Source organism: Mesorhizobium sp. Primo-A, assembly GCF_003997175.1.
GTDB lineage: Bacteria > Pseudomonadota > Alphaproteobacteria > Rhizobiales > Rhizobiaceae > Mesorhizobium > Mesorhizobium ciceri.
The window spans coordinates 156973-175832 of sequence record NZ_RZTG01000006.1; the positions used below are offsets into that span (position 1 = coordinate 156973).

17 protein-coding genes are annotated in these 18860 nt (G+C 63.5%); 3 read left to right on the plus strand and 14 right to left on the minus strand.

Annotation, left to right across the window (positions count from 1 at the left end; genetic code table 11):
- Window positions 1-52: 52 nt before the first annotated feature.
- Window positions 53-787 (minus strand): SDR family oxidoreductase, encoded by a 735-nt coding sequence (locus tag EOC83_RS13200; protein ID WP_063169443.1) that lies wholly within the window; start codon window positions 785-787, stop codon window positions 53-55.
- A gap of 277 nt (window positions 788-1064) precedes the next feature.
- Between EOC83_RS13200 and EOC83_RS13205 the strand changes: the two genes are divergently transcribed.
- On the plus strand, window positions 1065-1961 hold the full coding sequence (locus EOC83_RS13205) for a LysR family transcriptional regulator (RefSeq protein WP_063169444.1): 897 nt from the start codon (window positions 1065-1067) through the stop codon (window positions 1959-1961).
- A gap of 276 nt (window positions 1962-2237) precedes the next feature.
- Here EOC83_RS13205 and recQ read toward each other — a convergent pair whose 3' ends face one another.
- Window positions 2238-4079, minus strand: a complete 1842-nt coding sequence (gene recQ, locus EOC83_RS13210; protein ID WP_063169445.1) for a DNA helicase RecQ — start codon at window positions 4077-4079, stop codon at window positions 2238-2240.
- Window positions 4079-4741 (minus strand): sulfotransferase, encoded by a 663-nt coding sequence (locus EOC83_RS13215; protein WP_244514242.1) that lies wholly within the window; start codon window positions 4739-4741, stop codon window positions 4079-4081. Before EOC83_RS13215 ends, recQ begins: the two co-directional genes overlap by 1 nt.
- A 448-nt stretch (window positions 4742-5189) precedes the next feature.
- Between EOC83_RS13215 and EOC83_RS13220 the strand changes: the two genes are divergently transcribed.
- Window positions 5190-6611, plus strand: a complete 1422-nt coding sequence (locus EOC83_RS13220) for a coniferyl aldehyde dehydrogenase (protein ID WP_063169446.1) — start codon at window positions 5190-5192, stop codon at window positions 6609-6611.
- A gap of 271 nt (window positions 6612-6882) precedes the next feature.
- On the opposite strand, the gene EOC83_RS13225 is transcribed toward EOC83_RS13220, so the two are convergent.
- The 8 genes from EOC83_RS13225 to uxaC form a co-directional block, all read right to left on the minus strand.
- Window positions 6883-7218, minus strand: coding sequence for a cupin domain-containing protein (locus EOC83_RS13225; protein WP_063169447.1), 336 nt, complete (start codon window positions 7216-7218; stop codon window positions 6883-6885).
- A 66-nt stretch (window positions 7219-7284) separates the two neighbouring features.
- Window positions 7285-8043, minus strand: coding sequence for a 2-dehydro-3-deoxy-D-gluconate 5-dehydrogenase KduD (kduD, locus tag EOC83_RS13230; RefSeq protein WP_063169448.1), 759 nt, complete (start codon window positions 8041-8043; stop codon window positions 7285-7287).
- On the minus strand, window positions 8040-8891 hold the full coding sequence (gene kduI, locus EOC83_RS13235; RefSeq protein ID WP_063169449.1) for a 5-dehydro-4-deoxy-D-glucuronate isomerase: 852 nt from the start codon (window positions 8889-8891) through the stop codon (window positions 8040-8042). The genes kduD and kduI overlap by 4 nt, the downstream gene beginning before the upstream one ends.
- 22 nt (window positions 8892-8913) lie before the next feature.
- Entirely contained in the window at window positions 8914-9687 is a 774-nt protein-coding gene (locus EOC83_RS13240) for a FadR/GntR family transcriptional regulator (RefSeq protein WP_063169450.1), read from the minus strand.
- 104 nt (window positions 9688-9791) lie between these two features.
- Window positions 9792-11072, minus strand: a complete 1281-nt coding sequence (locus EOC83_RS13245; RefSeq protein WP_013529044.1) for a TRAP transporter large permease — start codon at window positions 11070-11072, stop codon at window positions 9792-9794.
- Entirely contained in the window at window positions 11073-11600 is a 528-nt protein-coding gene (locus tag EOC83_RS13250) for a TRAP transporter small permease (RefSeq protein ID WP_013529043.1), read from the minus strand.
- A gap of 59 nt (window positions 11601-11659) precedes the next feature.
- Window positions 11660-12637 carry a TRAP transporter substrate-binding protein gene (locus EOC83_RS13255; protein ID WP_024504231.1) on the minus strand — a complete coding sequence of 326 codons (978 nt, stop codon included), beginning with the start codon at window positions 12635-12637 and terminating at the stop codon, window positions 11660-11662.
- A gap of 33 nt (window positions 12638-12670) precedes the next feature.
- Complete coding sequence (uxaC, locus tag EOC83_RS13260) at window positions 12671-14131, minus strand: glucuronate isomerase (protein ID WP_063169451.1); 1461 nt, start codon at window positions 14129-14131, stop codon at window positions 12671-12673.
- 95 nt (window positions 14132-14226) lie between these two features.
- On the opposite strand from uxaC, the gene EOC83_RS13265 reads away from it, so the two are divergent.
- A complete protein-coding gene (locus tag EOC83_RS13265) occupies window positions 14227-15747 on the plus strand; it encodes a mannitol dehydrogenase family protein (RefSeq protein ID WP_063169452.1) in 1521 nt (506 codons plus the stop codon).
- 51 nt (window positions 15748-15798) lie between these two features.
- Here the strand turns inward: EOC83_RS13265 and EOC83_RS13270 are convergent, their stop codons facing one another.
- From EOC83_RS13270 to EOC83_RS13280, 3 genes are all read right to left on the minus strand, one after another.
- Complete coding sequence (locus EOC83_RS13270) at window positions 15799-16206, minus strand: F0F1 ATP synthase subunit epsilon (protein ID WP_013529039.1); 408 nt, start codon at window positions 16204-16206, stop codon at window positions 15799-15801.
- A gap of 102 nt (window positions 16207-16308) precedes the next feature.
- Complete coding sequence (atpD, locus tag EOC83_RS13275; protein WP_027163462.1) at window positions 16309-17901, minus strand: F0F1 ATP synthase subunit beta; 1593 nt, start codon at window positions 17899-17901, stop codon at window positions 16309-16311.
- A 70-nt stretch (window positions 17902-17971) separates the two neighbouring features.
- Window positions 17972-18856: a F0F1 ATP synthase subunit gamma gene (locus tag EOC83_RS13280; protein ID WP_013529037.1), complete on the minus strand. Its 885-nt coding sequence runs from the start codon at window positions 18854-18856 to the stop codon at window positions 17972-17974.
- Window positions 18857-18860: the final 4 nt, after the last annotated feature.

Below are 18860 nucleotides of genomic sequence, written 5' to 3' on the forward strand. Positions count from 1 at the left end.
AGGCCCTGCGGGCTCGGGATATCGAATGGAATGAACGGCGGGGCGTAGCGGGTCAGATTTGCGCCAAGCCCCCGTCGACGGCGACCTCGCTGGCAGTCATGAAGCTGCTGTCGGGCGACGCGAGAAACGCAGCCGCCGCCCCGATCTCCGCTGGATCGGCCATACGCTGAAGCGGATTCATCGAGGCGAAGACCTTCAAGCCCTCCTCGCCTATCGCTGCCTTCGCGAGTTCGGTCGCCGTCGGCCCGGGCGACAGCACGTTTACCCGGATGCCGGTGCCTTTCAAGTCTTCCGCCCAGGTCCGCGCGAGGTTGCGCACGGCCGCCTTGCTCGCGCTATAGACGCTGAATGCGGGCGCGCCCGTGGTGCCGGCGCTCGATCCGGTCAGGATAATCGAACCGCCCTCGCCCATCAGCGGCAGCGCCTTCTGGACCGTGAAGATCGTACCCTTCACATTGGTGTTGAAGGTCTCGTCAATGTGCCCGGCGGTGAGCTTGCCGAGCGGAAGCAGGCTTCCCACCCCGGCGTTGGCGAAGATGATGTCGAGGGCTCCGCGCTCGGCCTTCACCGCCGCGTAGAGCCGATCGAGGTCGGCCTCATCCGAGACCGAGCCCTTCACCGCGCGGGCATTGGGCCCGAGCTCGGCCACAGCGGCGTCTAGCGCTTCCTGCCGGCGGCCGAAGATGAAGACGAAGGCGCCCTCCTCGATGAAGCGCTTTGCAGCGGCGAGGCCGATGCCGGTGGCACCACCCGTTATAACCGCAACCTTACCATCCAGTTTTCCCATGACTTAATCCTTCCAGGCTCTGTCTTTGGTCGTTCGGGGACGCCCCGAGAACCTCTAGATGGGCCCGCCGGGGTCGCGCGGTGAGTGCGGAAGCGCGCACATCGGTGGTGCAGAATCGATCCGCTTTCAGGATTGACGCCAGCCCGCGACGATCCGTGTCCGCCGTTCGGAATAGCGTCGCCCTTGTCGACACAAGCCACGATATCCCGCCCCTACTGCTGTAGGATGTGTTAGATACGGGCTTTGGAAGGCGCACCGCGCGGTGCCGGATTGCACCATGATCGACTGGGATGACGTTCGCTACTTTCTAGCCGTCGCACGCGGAGGCTCGGTGCGGGCTGCCGGCGCGCAGCTCGGGGTGAATCACTCGACCGTGCTGCGACGCATCGCACAGCTTGAGGAACGCCTCGGGGCGCAAATGTTCGAAAAGCGGCCTTCGGGCTACCGCCTGACCGCTGCGGGCGAGGAGGTCCTCGAGCTCGCGAACCAGATGGAAGCGTCGTCGCACCAGCTGGAGACGCGCGTCTTCGGGCGCGACCAGAGCGTACGCGGACTTCTGCGGGTGACGCTGGCACCGCCCCTCGCGACGCACCTGCTCATGCCGGACTTCGCCGATTTCGCGCACCTGCATCCAGACATCGAGATGGAAATCTTGTCGTCCGGCGAGCTGGCAAATCTGACCAACCGAGAGGCCGACGTGGCGATCCGCGTCGTCTACGACCGCAAAAACCTGCCGCTCAATCTTCACGGACTGAAGGGAGCGGAGGTGTTTGGCGGCGTCTACATGTCCCGCGATCGCCTGGCCGCGTGGCGTGCGGGCGCACCTGATCCCATCCGGTGGATCGTCATAAGCGTTCATGGAATTCCAGAGTGGGCCAGCGCGGGTGAGGTTGGCACCACGGGAGTTCCATTCAGGATCACGGACGCCGAGGCGCAGATCGTTGCCGTACGGCAAGGTCTCGGGATCACGACACTGCCGTGCTTCGTCGGAGATGCCGACCCCCTGCTGGTGAGGGTGCCGGGCACCGACCTGCACCTGTACGGAACGCTCTGGCTTCTCACGCATGGGGAGACACGCAAGACGAAGCGCGTGCGGCTCTTCACTGAGTTCGTATCCCGCAGGCTCGCCGCCTACGCTCCGCTTCTCGCGGGACTGTCCACATCGCGCGACTGACGCCCGGCGGGTCGCCCGCGACGCTTGCAGTGGATAGGTGCCTGCAAGCGGACAGCGGCATCTATTGCGGTTGCAAATGCTCGGCCATGAAGTCGATGCACGCCTCAGTCTGGGCCTGATCTGTCGACCGGCCGGCCAGAAAACGTTGAACTAATCGGTCCCTGGGGGGCATGGGCGGTGGAGGAATGGGCGGCGGCGGCACAGGAGGTTTCGGAACGGATGCCTTCTCCGAAGATCCCTCTGCTTCACGGCGCGTGACCAGTCGCTGATCTGACCTCAGGCCGCCTCACCCGACCGGTGCTCGGCAATCGCACTCAGAAAAACCTGGCCGAATTCCTTGAGCTTTGCCGCCCCAACCCCATTCACTTCGGCGAAGGCGTCGAGGTCGTGCGGGCGGCGCTCGGCCATGTCGATCAGCGTACGATCCGAGAACACCACATAGGCCGGCACCTGGCGCTCCTTGGCGAGCCGCAGGCGCAAGGATTTGAGCGCGGCCAGTAGCCCGGTGTCCACAGCCGACTGCCCGAGATCCTGCCCCGAGCGCATCTTGCCGCGCAAGGCGCGGCTGCGTACCTCGACACGATAATGGAACGGCACCTCGCCACGGCCAAGCGCATGACCCTTTTCGGCGATGGCGAGGCCGCCATGGCCGGCCGGATCCGGCATCAGGAACCCGCCGGCGACGAGTTGCCGGATCAGCGATAGCCAGAAATCCTTCTTGTGCGCCAGACCACTGCCGAAACTCGTGAGCCTCTGGTGGTTCCTGGCAAGCACCTTCTCGGTTTCATGGCCGAGCAGGATGTCGATGACATGACCGGCACCGAAACGCTCACCGCTCTGGGCGATCGCCGTCAGGATGATCCGAGCCTCGGCTCCGCCATCGGCGCGCGGTGCCTGGTCGAGGCAGGTGTCGCAATTGCCGCAGGGCTGCGCTTCCTCGCCGAAATAGCCGAGCAGCACCTGGCGGCGGCACTGCGCCGTCTCGCAATAGCCTATCAGCGTGTCGAGCCGGCCATGCGAGCGCCTCTTGTGCTCGGGCGGCGCATCCTCGTCGTCGATGAACAACCTGCGCATGCGGATATCGCCCAGGCCGAACAGCATATGCGCCTCGGCGTCCCGCCCATCGCGGCCGGCGCGGCCTATCTCCTGGTAGTAGGCCTCCAGGCTGCCCGGCATGTCGGTGTGGAAGACATAGGCGACGTCAGGCTTGTCGATGCCCATGCCGAAGGCGATGGTCGCCACCATGACGACGCCGGACAAGGTCATGAAGCTGTTCTGGTTGGCGTCACGCGCCTCCTTGCTCATGCCGGCGTGATAAGCGAGCGCGGTGACGCCGTTCTTCTCGAGGAAGGCCGCCATCTCCTCCGTCTTCTTGCGCGACAGGCAATAGACGATGCCGCTGCGGCCGGGATGGCGCTCGACGAAGCGCAGCAATTGGCGCTTGCTGTCCTGCTTGGCCTCGATGGCAAGCTTGATGTTCGGCCGGTCGAAGCCCAGCACCAGGGTCTCGACGCGCTCGGCAAACAGCCGGGATTCGATGTCGGTGCGCGTGCCTTCGTCCGCCGTTGCCGTCAGCGCGATGATCGGCACGCTGGGAAAGATGCCGCGCAGACGCGACAGGTCCTCGTATTCGCGCCGGAATGCCGGCCCCCATTGCGAGATACAATGCGCCTCGTCGACGGCGATCAGGCTGATATCGAGCCTGGCCAGCGCCTCGAGCATGCGCTCGGTCATCAACCGCTCCGGCGCGAGATAGAGCAGGCGCGTCTGGCCCGAGGCGACGCGACGCCATGCGGCAATATTGGCATCGCGGTCGATCGAGGAATTGATCGTATCGGCGGCCACGCCGGCAAGCCGCAAGGCGGCGACCTGATCCTGCATCAGCGCCACCAGCGGCGAAACGACAATGGTGAGCCCGCCCAGGACAAGCGCCGGCACCTGGTAGCAGAGCGATTTGCCGGCACCAGTCGGCATGACAGCCAGCACATGACGCCCGGCCAGCAACGCGTCCATGACATCGGCCTGCCCGGGGCGAAAATCATCGAAGCCGAACACGTCCTTCAGCACGCGCCGCTTGGGATCCAGCTCTTCTGTCGCGAGGGCCGCCGGTGCCTGCATCACCGCGCGTCCACGGTCGGCGTGCTTATTGGCATGTCATAGCCGAACTCGGCGCAGAAACGCTGGACGCGGGCGAGAAATGCCGGGGGCAGGCCGCCGAGATAGGTCCTGAATTCTTCATTCCGTTCCCATTTTCTCAACGAAGCCACCCGGATCGGATTGTCCGGGTCCTCGCTGAAACGAATGCGCGGTGTCAGTCCGAATGACTGCGCGATTCTGTCCTGCTGCGCATCGGGCGCGCCGATCATGTCTTCGTAGCGGACGAAAAGGATCTGCCGGTGCGGTTGTGCCTTCTTCAGCCGGATCAGCGCGTCGTATTCGGTCAGCCAGCGTTGCGGCGTGACGTGGAACCGACGCTGGTTGCGTGTTTGCGGATGCGAACTTGTCAGCGTGTCGAATGGATGGCGCGCGCAATAGATCAAGCCGATGGAGGTCGGTAGCTTCGCCAGATGCGCAAAACCGCGCGCATCGCGCTTGACGACGAGGTTCGATTCCGGCCGGTCCAACATGTCCAGCATTGCGTATCGCGCTTCGGGCGGATGGACGAAAATGTCCTCGAAACACCTCATCAGCCGCTGTGTCAGCGTCGTCCCGCTGCGTGCGCAGCCCGAAATGAAAATTCTGTTGGCGGGCGTCGCGCGTGCATATGTGCGTCTTTGCATGCGCTGTCTCAGAGACAGCGGCACGAACCGCAGAAACTCCCGCACAACCCTTCGCGCAGCCGCTCCAAACGCAGCCTCAAGCCTGTGAGCGCCCTTCATCCGCAATTCCGCTGGGCCGCGCGGCGCGGAACGCGCCGCTTGGGGTCCATGGCCAAGATGCTCGTCGCCGACATCAGCATCAGGCGGACACCGGGCTGGAATTTCGTAGACTGGAGAGGATGTGGAAACCGGTCAAGACGACTCTCTGGCGTGACGCTTTGGAGTAGCGCAGCCGTCATCCAACCACAACGCCCCCTTTGCAGGAACCTGTCGTTGATGCGGCCATCGGCGCCTGCCAGCCGGATGCCGTGCACATCCGAAAGCGGCTTCCCCTAGGACACCTGCACCCCCGCTGGATTCCGCCACGCACCACGATGTAAGCTCCGTCCGGCAAGCCAGGGAGGGCGTGATGCTGCAGACCAGACAGAATGTTCTCGGCGAGCGGTTCCACCTGCAGCGCGCCGCCTTCGAGGCGCAGCCTTTCCCCAACTTTGACGTTCGCAAGGATCGCCTCAAACGCCTGCTCGCGCTGACCGAGCGGCATGAAGCCGACATCTGCACCGCCATCGACACCGACTTTGGCGGCCGTTCCGCGCATGAGACGCGTCTTGCGGAACTGTTCGTCGTACGTGCCGGCATCCGCCACGCGCTGTCGCACCTCAGGGGCTGGATGCGCGAACGCCGCGTTGCCACCACCATGCCGTTCCTGCCCGGCAGAAATCGCCTCATCCCGCAGCCGCTCGGTGTCATCGGCATCGTGTCGCCCTGGAATTATCCTTTCCAGCTCGCCGTCGCGCCGGTCATCGCGGCACTCGCGGCCGGCAATCACGTGCTCATAAAACCTTCCGAATTGACGCCGGCTTTTTCGGCGTTGCTGGCCAAACTTGTTGCCGAGCATTTCGCACCCGATGAGCTCAGCGTCATCAGCGGCGACGCGGAGATGGGAAAGGCCTTCGTATCGATGCCTTTCGATCATTTGCTGTTCACCGGCTCGACCGCGGTCGGACGCCAGGTCGCGATCGCCGCGGCCGCCAACCTGACCCCGGTCACGCTCGAACTCGGCGGCAAGTCGCCGGCAATCTTCGATCCGTCATGCGACCTCGACGCGGCAGTATCGAGCATTGCCTACGGCAAGCTGTTGAATGCCGGGCAGACCTGTATCGCGCCGGATTACCTTCTGGTGCCGAAGGGGCAAGCAGGCACGGTCGCTGCCAGGCTCGCAACGGCGATCGCTAAGCTCTACCCGACTCTACGCGACAACCCCGACTATACCGCCATCATCAGCGATCGGCACCACCAGCGCCTGCGCGACATGGTCACTGAAGCGCGTGACGCCGGCGCCGATGTCACCGAAATCAACCCGGCCGGCGAGGAACTTGACGCCAATAGCGGGAAGTTGCTGCCGACCCTGGTCCGCAATGCCGGCGCAAACCTGCGGCTGATGCGCGAAGAGATCTTTGGGCCGGTGCTGCCCATCGTAGAATACACCGGGATCGACGAGGCGATCGCCCATGTGAACGGGGCCGACCGCCCGCTGGCACTCTACTGGTTCGGCCGCGACAGCGGCAACCGTCAACGCATCCTGCGCGAGACAATTGCCGGCGGCGTCACCGTCAACGACTGCATGCTGCATCTGGTACAGGAAAACCAGCCCTTCGGCGGCGTCGGCGCCAGCGGCATGGGCGCCTATCACGGCGAATGGGGATTTCGCACCTTCAGCAAGGAGAAACGGGTTTTCATGCAGTCGCGGCTGAGCGCGGGAAGCCTGCTGCGCCCGCCCTACGGCAAGACGTTCGAACGGCTTTTCAGCCTCCTGCGGCACATCACCTGACCGACCGAGCTACGCAGCCCCGGTGCATTAAGACTATCTTCACCACGGTGCGGCAGGGTCCTCATCCTGCGGTGATGTCTTGAGTACCGCGGCGCCACAAGCGCCCAGGCAACAGACCCGCGCCTCTTTCTGGGGTGCGGGTCATTCCCGCTCGATCTCTTACCCCTCGTTAGAGCAATTCCAGGAAAAGTGTGAAGCGGTTTTCCGTCTAGAATTGCGTCAAAACAAAGAGTTAGAGCAGCTCGCCGTTTCCGTGAAACGGTGAAATGCTCTAGCCGAGGAAATCGGCCCGGTGCGGCGCAAAGCTGTCGACCAGCCGCCCCGCTTCGAGCGCCTTGACCCCGTGCACCAGGCCCGACGGCACGATGAAACTCCCGCCCGTCCCAACGATCTCGCTCCGGCCGTCGATGGTCACCTCGAAGCGGCCCTCGGCGACGTAACTTGCCTGGACGTGCGGGTGCGAATGCAGGGCGCCGACGCCACCCTTGTCGAAGCCGAATTCGACCAGCATCAACTCGTCAGTGTGCAGGAGAATGCGGCGCCTGTTGCCGTCCGGTGTCGCCGTCCAGGCGCCCTCGCCGGCATGCGCGAAGATCTTTGCGGTCATCGTCGTCTCCTCAGAGCAATTCCAGGAAAAGTGTGAAACGGTTTCCGTTCGGAATTGCGTCAAAACCTAGCGTGCCAGCCAGCCACCATCCACCGGCACCACCGCGCCATGCATGTAGTTCGACGCCGGCGCCAGCAGGAAGACGGCGGCATCGCCAATGTCGCCCGCCTCGCCCCAGCGGCCGGCCGGGATGCGCGCCAGGATAGCGGCGCTGCGGTCGGGATCGGCGCGCAGCGCCTGCGTGTTGTTGGTTTCGATATAGCCTGGCGCGACAGCGTTGACGTTGATGCCTTTTTGCGCCCATTCGCAGGCAAGCAGCCGGGTGATGCCGAGCACGCCATGCTTCGAGGCGGTGTAGGACGCCACGCGAATGCCGCCCTGAAAGCTCAGCACGGAGGCAATGTTGACGATCTTGCCTTTCCGCTCAGCGGCCAAGGCACGCCTGGCAAAGCTTTGGCAGAGCAAAAAAACCGTCTTCAGATTGACGTCCATGACGTCGTCCCAATCGGCCTCGCTGAGATCGACGGCATCGGCGCGCCGGATGATGCCGGCATTGTTGACCAGCCCGTCGAGCGGGCCGCTTTCGTCCCAGACGCGGTCGAGCAAGGGGCCGGCGGCTGACGTGTCGGCAAGATCGGCGCTCACCGCCTCGAATTGCCCGCCCATCGTTGCGATCTTTCTGGCCGTATCGTCCATCGACGAGCGACCGACGCCGATCACCGTGCCGCCGGCGCGTGCGATCGATACGGCGATGCCCTGGCCGATGCCGGTGTTGGCGCCGGTGACCAGGATACGTTTTCCGGCAAGGCTGAAGGGGTCGCTCACCGCAGATCGCCCAACGCCACCGGGTCGACATCGGTGTAGTCGACATTGTCGCCGGCCATCGCCCAGATGAACGCATAATTGGAAGTGCCGGCGCCGGAGTGGATCGACCAACCCGGCGACAGCACGGCCTCTTCGTTGGCCATGACGATATGGCGCGTTTCGTCCGGCTCGCCCATGAAGTGGAAGACGCGCGCCGTCTCGGCCAGGTCGAAATAGAGATAGGCCTCCATGCGCCGGTCATGCACATGGCAAGGCATGGTGTTCCAGATAGAGCCCGGCGCCAGCTGGGTCATGCCGACCACCAGCTGGCAGGTCTTTGCGCCATCGGCATGGATGAACTGGAAGATCGAACGCTCGTTGCAGGCATCCTTGCTGCCGAGATCGAGGCGCTTGGCGTCACTGAGGCGGATCAGCCGGCTGGGATGAGCCAGATGCGCCGGCGCACTGAGCAGATAGAACTTCGCCGGCGCCCCCTCATCCGCTGAGGCGAAGGACACATCCTGTGTGCCCATGCCGAGATAGAGCATGTCGCGCGCCTGCAATTCATGAGGTTGGCCGCCGGTCGTGATGACGCCCACGCCACCGATGTTGACGGCGATCAACTCGCGCCGGTCGAGGAAACCTTTGGTGCCGGTCGGCTTGATCGCCTCCAGTTGGAGCGGCGAGCCTATCGGCACGGCGCCGCCGACGATCATGCGGTCGTAGTGGGTGTAGGTCAGGCTGATGCGGCCGGACTGGAACAGGCCGTCAATGTGGAAATTGTGACGGAGTTCATCGGTTCCCATCGCCGCGGCGGCAACCGGGTCTATGGCAAAGCGGGATGTGTAATCGGTATGGCTCTGGCTCATTTTCGTCCTGACTTGAAATGGGTCATTCGCCGGCGGCGGCCCTGACCGAACTGGCATAGAAAGCCTGCCGCGCATGCAGGCGTTCGCGGTAGCGCTGCTGGCTGGCTGTGAGGTGCGCGCGCATTGCCTCGCGCGCCGCTTCGGCATCGCCCGATGTGATCGCATTGAGGATCACCAGATGTTCGCGCTGCAGCCCGCGCTGGTAGTTGTCGGATTGCGCCAGTTCGGTCGACCAGGGCGAGGTCACGTCGCACGGAATGGCGCGCCGGCCGAGCACGTCGAGCATCTCGACATAGAACGGGTTGTTGGTCGCGCTGGCGATGGCGCGGTGGAAGGCGAGGTCGGCCGGGCCGGTCGGCTCGCTGGCAAGCAGCAGCCGCTCGAATTCGAAGAAGGCTTCCTGGATCGCCGCCTCCTGCGCGGCGTTGCGGCGAATAGCGGCGATCCCGGCCGACTCGATCTCGATTGCCAAGCGTACCTCGAGCACGTTGAGCGCGATCGAATCCTTGGCTCCCATGTCGGCGGCAAGCGCTCCGAACATCGTCGAGATATGCTCGGTGACGAAGACGCCGGCGCCTTGACGCGACTCGACCAGGCCGTCGGCGGCAAGCTTGGCCAGCGCCTCGCGGATGACGGTGCGGCTGACGCCGAAGGTCTCGGTCAGCTGGCCCTCGGTCGGCAATTTGTGGCCAGGCAGGATTTCGCCCGCCTGCAGCTGCTTGCGGATCGCCGCAACGACGGTCTCCGACAGCTTGGGTTTTCTCTCGACCCTGAGATCGGCGGATGCAGCGGACACGTGATGGTCTCCTAAAGCAATTCCAGGAAAAATGTGAAACGGTTTCCGTCCGGAATTGCGTCAAAACAAAGGGTTAGAGCAGTTCGCCGTTCCCGTGAACTGCTCTAGTGGAACAGGTGCGGCAACCACAACGAAATTTCCGGCACGTAGGTGACAAGCATCAACACAGCGAAAGCCGCCCCATAGAATGGCCAGATCGAACGCATCGCCGTCCAGATCGGGATCCGGCCGATCGCACAGCTGACGAACAGCACTGCCCCCACCGGCGGTGTGCACAAGCCGATGCCGAGATTGAGAATGAGGATCACGCCGAAATGCACCGGATCGACGCCGTAGGCCATGACCACCGGCAGGAAGATCGGCGTGGTGATGATGATCAGCGGCGACATGTCCATGAACGTGCCGAGGATGAGAAGCACGACGTTGATCAACAGCAAGATGACCAGCTTGTTGTCGGATACGGACTGCAGGAAGGCGACCAGAGCGGCCGGCACCCGGAGATAGGCCAGCAGCCAGCCAAAGGCGGCGGCGCAGCCGATGATCATCAGCACCATTGCGGTTGTGCGCACGGCAGCGGTGGTCGCGGTGACGAAGTCGTTCCAGCTCATGGAGCGATAGATCAGCAGGGTCACCAGGAAAGCATAGACGATGGCGATGCAGGAGCTTTCGGTGGCGGTGAAGACGCCGGAGCGAACGCCGCCGAAGATGATGCCGATCAGGATCAGCCCGGGAATTGCGGCAACGAGCAATTGCAGCGCCCTGCCGAAGCCGGCGAACGGCTCGGTCGGATAGGCGCGGCGGCTGGCGACCCAATAGGCCGTGACCATCAGAGATAGCGCCAGCAGCAGGCCCGGTATGATGCCGGCGGTGAACAGATCAGCGATCGAGATCCGGCCGCCGGCCGAAATCGAATAGATGATCATGTTGTGCGAAGGCGGTATCAGCAGCGCAATGATGGCGCCGACCGAAGTGATGTTGACAGCATAATCGACGCCGTAGCCGCGCGCCTTCATCTGCGGGATCATCAGCCCGCCGACCGCCGAGGCATCGGCCACCGCCGAGCCGGAAATGCCGCCGAACATGGTCGAGGCGGCGATGTTGACCTGGCCGAGCCCGCCTCTCAGGTGGCCGACCAACGCCCCGGCGAGCGCAACAAGGCGAGCGGCAATGCCGCCGCGCACCATCAGGTCACCGGCGAAGATGAAGAACGGGATGGCCATCAGCGAAAACACGCTGACACCGGAGTTGAGGCGCTGGAACACCACCAGCGGCGGCAGCCCCAGCACCAGAACCGTGGCGAAGCTGGCGACACCGAGGCAGAAGGCGATCGGTGTGCCGATGATCAGAAGAAAGACGAAGGTGCCGAACAGAACCGTCAATGCCATCTAGAGACCCTCCTCGCCCGTGGCGTACTGATCGGCATCGACCGGCAGTCCGGCAAACCGCCCGGCAAGCCGCTCGAGCGAAAACAGGCAGACAAGCGCGCCGCCCAGGATGACCGGCAGGAAACTGACGCCGCCCGGGAAAGCGAGAGACGGCATCACCGTGTTCCATGTCAGCCGGGTGAGCTGGGCGCCGTAGACGATCATGCCGAGACCGAAGGCGAGCACGACGACATCCGAAATGCTGCGCAGTACCGCCTTTGCGGCGGGCGGCAGGAAATAGAGCAGCACATCGAAGCCCAGATGCGTGCGTTCGCGGACACCGACGGCCGCGCCCAAAAAGATGAACCACCCCATCAAAATCACCGAGAAGGGTTCCGTCCAGCTTGGCGAACTGTTGAGCACATAGCGTGAGAACACCTGCCAGAAGATGATCACCGTCATCAGCGTCAGGCCGATGCCGCTGACCCACAGCGCAAGCCTCGCCAGCCGTGACAGCAGCCGTTCTATTGCCAGCCAGAATGGTTTCATATGCGCGCTTCCCACTGGACGGTGGCGCGCAAGCTCGCGCCACCATTGCCGCGAACGGATTATTTGGTCGCCTGGATGCGCGCGGCGAGATCTTTCAACTCGGGGGTCGAGAGATATTTCTCGTAGACCGGCTTCATCGCATCGATCAGCGGCTGCTTGTCGATCTCACTGACCTTGACGCCGGCTTTCTCGACGATGTCGCGCGACTTCTTCTCCTGCGCGTCCCACAATTCACGCATCTTGACGACGCTGTCCTTGGCCGCCTGCCGCACGATCGCCTGGTCTTCCGGGGCGAGCTTGTCCCAGCTCGCCTTCGACATCACCAGAACCTCGGGCACGATCTGGTGCTGGTCGAGCGTGTAATGCTTGGCGACCTCGAAATGCTTGGCGGATTCGAAGCTCGGCCAGTTGTTCTCGGCGCCGTCGATGACGCCTGTCTGCAAAGCCGAATAGACCTCGCCATAGGCCATCGGCGTGGCGTTGGCGCCCAACGCATTGACCATGTCGACGAACACGTCGGACTGGATGACGCGGAACTTCATGCCCTTCATGTCGGCCATCGAGGTGATGTCCTTCTTGGTGTTGTAGAAGGAGCGTGCCCCGGAATCGTAGAAGGCGAGACCGACAAGGTCGTGAGTCTCAAAGGCTTTCAGGATCTCGTCCCCGATCGGCCCGTCCATGACATGGCGCATATGCTCGACGGAGCGGAACATGTAGGGCAGCGACGGCACCGCGGTTTGCGGAACGATGCCGTTGAACGGCCCCATCGAGACGCGGTTGAGATCGATGACGCCGGTCTGCGTCTGCTCGATCGTGTCCTTCTCCTCGCCGAGCTGCGCCGAATGATAGACCTCGACCGAATAGCGGCCATTGGTGCGCTGCTTGATCAGCTCGCCCATATATTTGACCGCTTCGACGGTTGGATAGCCGTCGGGATGGGTATCGGACGACCGCAGCACGGTTTCGGCGTTGGCGATGCCGACCAGCAACGAGCCGAAAACGAATGTAACTGCCGTCAATTTCGAAAGATGCAACATGACTTCCTCCCTATGAAAACCAAAACGCCCGGCTCAGAGCCGGTAGGCCTTTTTCGCAAGTGTATAGGCAAGCTCCCGCGCCAGCTCATGCGCCTCGTCCTCGCGCAGCCGATGCTCGGCGACGAGACGCGCCAGGAACGCGCAGTCGACCCGCCGCGCCACATCGTGGCGCGCCGGGATCGAGGGAAAGGCACGGGTGTCGTCGTTGAAGCCGACGGTGTTGTAGAAGCCGGCGGTCTCGGTGGTCATCTCGCGGAAGCGCCGCATGCCTTCCGGGCTGTCGTGGAACCACCAGGCCGGCCCGAGCTTCAGCGCCGGGTAGACACCGGCGAGTGGCGCCAGTTCGCGCGCATAGCTTGTTTCGTCGAGCGTGAAGAGAACGATTGTGAGGTCGCGCTCAAGTCCGACGCAGTCGAGCAGTGGCTTCAGCGCCGTCACATAGTCGGTCCGGGTCGGGATATCGAAACCCTTGTCGCGGCCGAATTTTTGGAAAACAGCCGACGAATGATTGCGCCAGGAGCCGGGATGGATCTGCAGCACCAGCCCGTCGTCGAGGCTCATCTTGGCCATCTCGGTCAGCATCTGGGCGCGGAACAGTTTCCGTTCGCGCTCGTCGTCGGAGCCACGGCGAACGCGATTGAACAGCTCCTGCGCTGCAGCATCCGAAAGATTGGCGGTCTCGGCCGTCGGATGGCCATGGTCGGACGAGGTCGCGCCGAAGCTTTTGAAGAAGGCGCGCCGCTGGCGATGCGCATCGAGATAGCCTGCCCAGCTGCCGGTGTCGCAGCCGGTGATCTCGCCGAGCCGGTCGAGATTGGTTGAAAACCCCTCGAAGTCGGGATCGACGACGGCGTCGGGGCGATAAGCGGTGACCACACGGCCCTGCCAGCCGCTGTCGCGGATCATCTGGTGCCATTTGAGATCGTCGAGCGCGCCTTCGGTGGTCGCGATGACCTCGATGTTGAAGCGCTCGAACAGGGCGCGCGGGCGGAAATTCTCCCACTGCAGCAGCGTCGCGATGGCGTCGTAGTGGCGGTCGGCGGTCGCTGCGGTCAGCGGCTCGTCGATGCCGAACAGATCGGCAAGCACATGATCGAACCACAGCCGGGTCGGTGTACCCCGAAACAGATAATAGTGCTCGGCAAAAAGCCGCCAGATCGCCCTGCCGTCGGTCTCGACCGGCGCGCCGTCCAGCGTCGCCACGCCGAGATCCTCAAGGCGGATGCCTTGGCTGAACAGCATGCGGAAAATGTAGTGATCCGGAACGATGAGCAGTTGCGCCGGATCCGGAAAAGGCTCGTTCAGCGCATACCAACGCGGATCGGTGTGGCCATGCGGGCTGACCAGGGGCAGGTCCTTGATCCCGGCATAGAGATCGCGGGCAACCGAGCGCGAATGCGCATCGGCGGGAAACAGCAGATCCGCATCGGTCAGTGGCACGGCAATCCTCCCAGGGCCGCTATCGGTAGGGGCGGCAAGAAATAATGTCAACATACAAAAATTAGGTTGTTGTATGATGACTTTTCGGCCCATTGTGTGGCGGGAAATCGAATGTTACGCCGCTTTGCCGATCCCTGCCGAGGCCACTCATGTCATCCGACCAGACCAGTCGCACCACGACGACCGAACGCCTTTCCACGAAGACGTTGCGCGCACTGCCGGCTTCGATCGCGACGCCTTCGTATGATCGCAGCCGCATCGTCCCGGGCATCGTGCATCTTGGCGTCGGCGCCTTCCATCGCGCCCACCAGGCCGCCTATGTCGACGATTGCCTGGCGGCCGGCGAGACGGATTGGGGCATAACAGGCGTTTCGCTGCGCAGCGCCGACACGCGCGACGCACTCACGCCGCAGGATGGGCTCTACACGCTGGCGATCAGAAGCAGTGGAACCGAAAAACTTCAGGTCATCGGCTCGATTACCGCGATGCTGGTGGCGCCGGAGGATCCGGGCGCGGTACTGGCCGCGCTGACCGATCCGCGCACCCGCATCGTCACGCTTACGATCACCGAAAAGGCCTATCTGAGGGCGGCTGGCGGCGGATTGGACGCTGCTCATCCCGATATCGCCCATGATCTGGCCAATCCGCAGATGCCGAAGACAGCGCATGGTTTCCTGACCGAGGCGCTTGCCCGGCGACGCGCCGCCGGCACGCCGCCCTTTACCGTGCTCTGTTGCGACAATCTGCCGGCCAACGGCGCCACGCTGCATCGGCTGTTGGTTGAATTCGCCCAGTTGCGAGATGCCGGGCTCGCCCAATCGAATGATGTCGGAATTGCCGATCACATCGCCCATCAGGTCGCCTTTCCTTCAAGCATGGTCGACCGCATCGTGCCGGCAACCACCGATGCCGATCGGGCGCGGATCGCTGAAGAACTCGGTGCCGAGGACGCTTGGCCTGTCATGACCGAGCCGTTCTGCCAATGGGTGGTCGAAGACAATTTCCCAGCGGGCCGCCCGGACTGGGAACAGTTCGGCGTCACCATGGTTCGCGACGTCGGCCCGTTCGAGGACATGAAGCTCAGGCTGCTCAACGGCTCGCATTCGGCCATCGCCTATCTTGGCCTGCTCAGCGGTCATGCCACCGTCGACCGCGCCTTCGCCGACCCGGCGATCCGGCAATTCGTCGATGCATTGTGGGCGGAAGCCATCCCGACCCTGCCCGAGGATGCCGGGCTCGACCCGAGCGCTTACACCGCGGAGCTCGCTGAGCGTTTTTCCAACACTGCACTTGCCCACCGTACGGCTCAGATCGCCAATGACGGCAGCCAGAAATTGCCGCAGCGCATCGTCGCTTCCGCCATCGAATGTCTAGAAGCCGGTACCGAGCTGGTCCATCTCACGTTGGTGGTGGCTGCCTGGATCGCTGCTTGCGCCGCACGAGGAAAAACCTTGCCGGAGGGCCATTTCACCGACCCGCTCGACGCGGCGTTGACGGCACTTTTGGGCGAGCAACTGCCGGCGAACGAAACCGTGACCGCTGTGTTCGACCTCGCCGGCTTCGCCAAGGACCATGCCGAGCGCCAGACCTTGATCGAGCTCGTGGCCGTGCATCTCGTCCACCTGCGACGAGACGGCCCGACATTGGCTTTCGCAGCCTTGGGCATTTAAACAAAAAAGCGAGGCAAGGCCCCGCTTTTTACTCTTTCATCGAACCGAATTTCAAGCCGGCAGGATGGCGCCTTCCAGCGTGGTGAGCTGGCTAAGGAACTGTTCCGCCTTGCTGCGAGCCTCGTCGTCCTTGGCATCAGTGGCGTCTTCTTTGGCTTCCTGGATGCGGCGCGCGAGATCGGCGCGGTCGACATCCTTCACCGCGACAGCCGATTCCGCCAGCAGCGTGCAGCCGGCCGGAACGATGTCGGCGAAGCCGCCGAACACCACATAGCGCTCTTCGCCGCCCGCTGCGGTCTTCACGGTGACGACACCCGGCTTGATCGTGGTCATGACCGGCGCGTGATGCGCCATCACGGTCATCTCGCCTTCGGCGCCCGGAATGACGACGGATTCAACCTGCTCGGAAACAAGCAGGCGCTCCGGCGAGACCAGTTCGAACTTGAAAGCTTCAGCCATGATCAATTTAGCGAATAGCGAATAGCGAGCAGCGAGTAGTCAGAAGAAGAATTCGCCGGCCCATATTCCCTATTCGCTACTCCCTATTCGCTATTCGCTTGATTACGCCGCTTCAGCCGCGAGGCGCTGTGCTTTCTCGACCGCTTCCTCGATGCCGCCGACCATGTAGAAGGCAGCTTCCGGAAGGTGATCGTAGTCGCCGTTGCAGAGGCCCTTGAAGCCCTTGATGGTGTCGGCGAGGTCGACCAGCTTGCCCGGCGCGCCGGTGAACACTTCGGCGACGAAGAAGGGCTGCGATAGGAAGCGCTCGATCTTGCGGGCGCGGGCCACGGTCTGCTTGTCTTCTTCCGACAGCTCGTCCATGCCCAGGATGGCGATGATGTCCTGCAGCGACTTGTAGCGCTGGAGGATCGACTGCACCTGGCGCGCGACGCCGTAATGCTCGTCGCCGACGACCAGCGGGTCGAGCATGCGCGAGGTCGAATCCAGCGGATCGACCGCCGGATAGATGCCCTTTTCGGCGATGGCGCGGTTCAGCGTCGTGGTCGCGTCAAGGTGGGCGAACGAGGTCGCCGGCGCCGGATCGGTCAAGTCGTCGGCGGGCACGTAGATCGCCTGCACGGACGTGATCGAGCCCTTGGTGGTGGTGGTGATGCGTTCCTGCAACGCGCCCATGTCGGTGGCGAGCGTCGGCTGATAGCCCACCGCCGACGGGATACGGCCAAGCAGAGCCGACACTTCCGAACCCGCCTGCGTGAAGCGGAAGATGTTGTCGACGAAGAACAGCACGTCCTGGCCCTGGTCGCGGAAATACTCCGCAACCGTCAGGCCGGTCAGGCCGACGCGGGCGCGCGCGCCCGGCGGCTCGTTCATCTGGCCGTAGACGAGCGCGGCCTTGGAGCCTTCGCCGCCGCCCTTCTTGTTGACGCCGGATTCGATGAACTCGTGATACAGATCGTTGCCTTCGCGGGTGCGCTCGCCGACGCCGGCGAACACCGAATAGCCGCCATGCGCCTTGGCGATGTTGTTGATCAGTTCCTGGATCAGCACGGTCTTGCCGACGCCGGCGCCGCCGAACAGGCCGATCTTGCCGCCCTTGGCGTAGGGAGCCAGGAGGTCGAGCACCTTGATGCCGGTGATCAGGATCTGTGCTTCCGTCGACTGCTCGACATAGGTCGGAGCCGGCTGGTGGATGGAGCGCATTTCGATCGCGTCGACCGGGCCTTCTTCGTCGACCGGCTCGCCGATGACGTTGATGATGCGGCCGAGCATGCCCGGGCCGACCGGCACGGTGATCGGCGCGCCGGTGTCACGCACTTCCTGGCCGCGAACCAGACCTTCGGTCGAGTCCATGGCGATGCAGCGCACGGTGTTTTCACCCAGGTGCTGGGCGACTTCGAGCACCAGACGGTTGCCGACATTGGTCGTCTCGAGCGCGTTCAGGATCGCCGGCAGGTGATCGCCGAACTGCACGTCGACGACGGCGCCGATGACCTGGCGGACCTTGCCGACAACGCCGGTTGCCTTGCTGGCCACTGCCGATGTCTTGGCAGCTGCGGCCTTCGCCGGTGCTGCTGCCTTGGCCGGGGCCGCCTTCGCGGCTGCTGCTGGAGCCTTTGCCGCCTTCGCGGGGGCTGCTGCCTTCGCGGCTGCGGCCTTGGGGGCTGCCTTCTGGGGGGTCGCTGCTTTCGCCATCGTCTTTACCCTTTTTCGTCCTTTGTTTCTCACGCGGTCCGGTCGCGGGCAAAAAACCCGTGGACCGCGCCTAGAGCGCCTCGGCGCCCGAAATGATTTCGATCAGTTCCTTGGTGATCTGCGCCTGCCGCTGGCGGTTATAGGTGATCGACAACTTGTTGATCATCTCGCCGGCGTTGCGCGTCGCATTGTCCATGGCACTCATCTTGGCGCCCATCTCGCCGGCCGCGTTTTCGAGCAGTGCCCGGAAAACCTGCACCGAGATGTTGCGCGGAATGAGATCGGAGAGGATTTCGCCCGGCTCCGGTTCGTATTCATAGACAGCGTTGCCGCCATCCGTCACTTCCGCCTGAGCCGAAGCAACGCCCGCCGGAATGATCTGCTGCGCGGTCGGGATCTGGCTGATCACAGACTTGAACTGCGAATAGAACAGCGTGCAGATGTCGAAGCCGCCCTCGTTGAAGAGATGGATGACCTTCTTGGCTATGGCATCGGCATTGACGAAACCGAGTGTCTTGACCTCGCGCAGATCGACGCGATCGATGATCAGCGACGCGTAGTCGCGGCGCAGGATGTCGAAACCCTTCTTGCCGACGCAGATGATCTTGACCTGCTTGCCGTCGGCCAAAAGCTTGCGGATGTGGTCGCGGGCAAGACGGGCGATCTGCGAATTGAAGCCGCCGCACAGGCCGCGCTCGGCGGTGCAGACGACGAGCAGATGCACATCATCCTTGCCGGTGCCGGTCATCAGCGCCGGGGCATCGCCACCGCCGCCGATCGCCTGGGTGATGTTGGCCAGCACGGAACCCATGCGCTCCGAATAGGGGCGCGCCGCTTCCGCAGCCTCTTGCGCACGGCGCAGCTTCGCCGCGGCGACCATCTGCATCGCCTTGGTGATCTTCTGCGTCGCCTTGACCGAGGCGATACGGTTACGAAGGTCTTTTAATGAAGGCATGCTT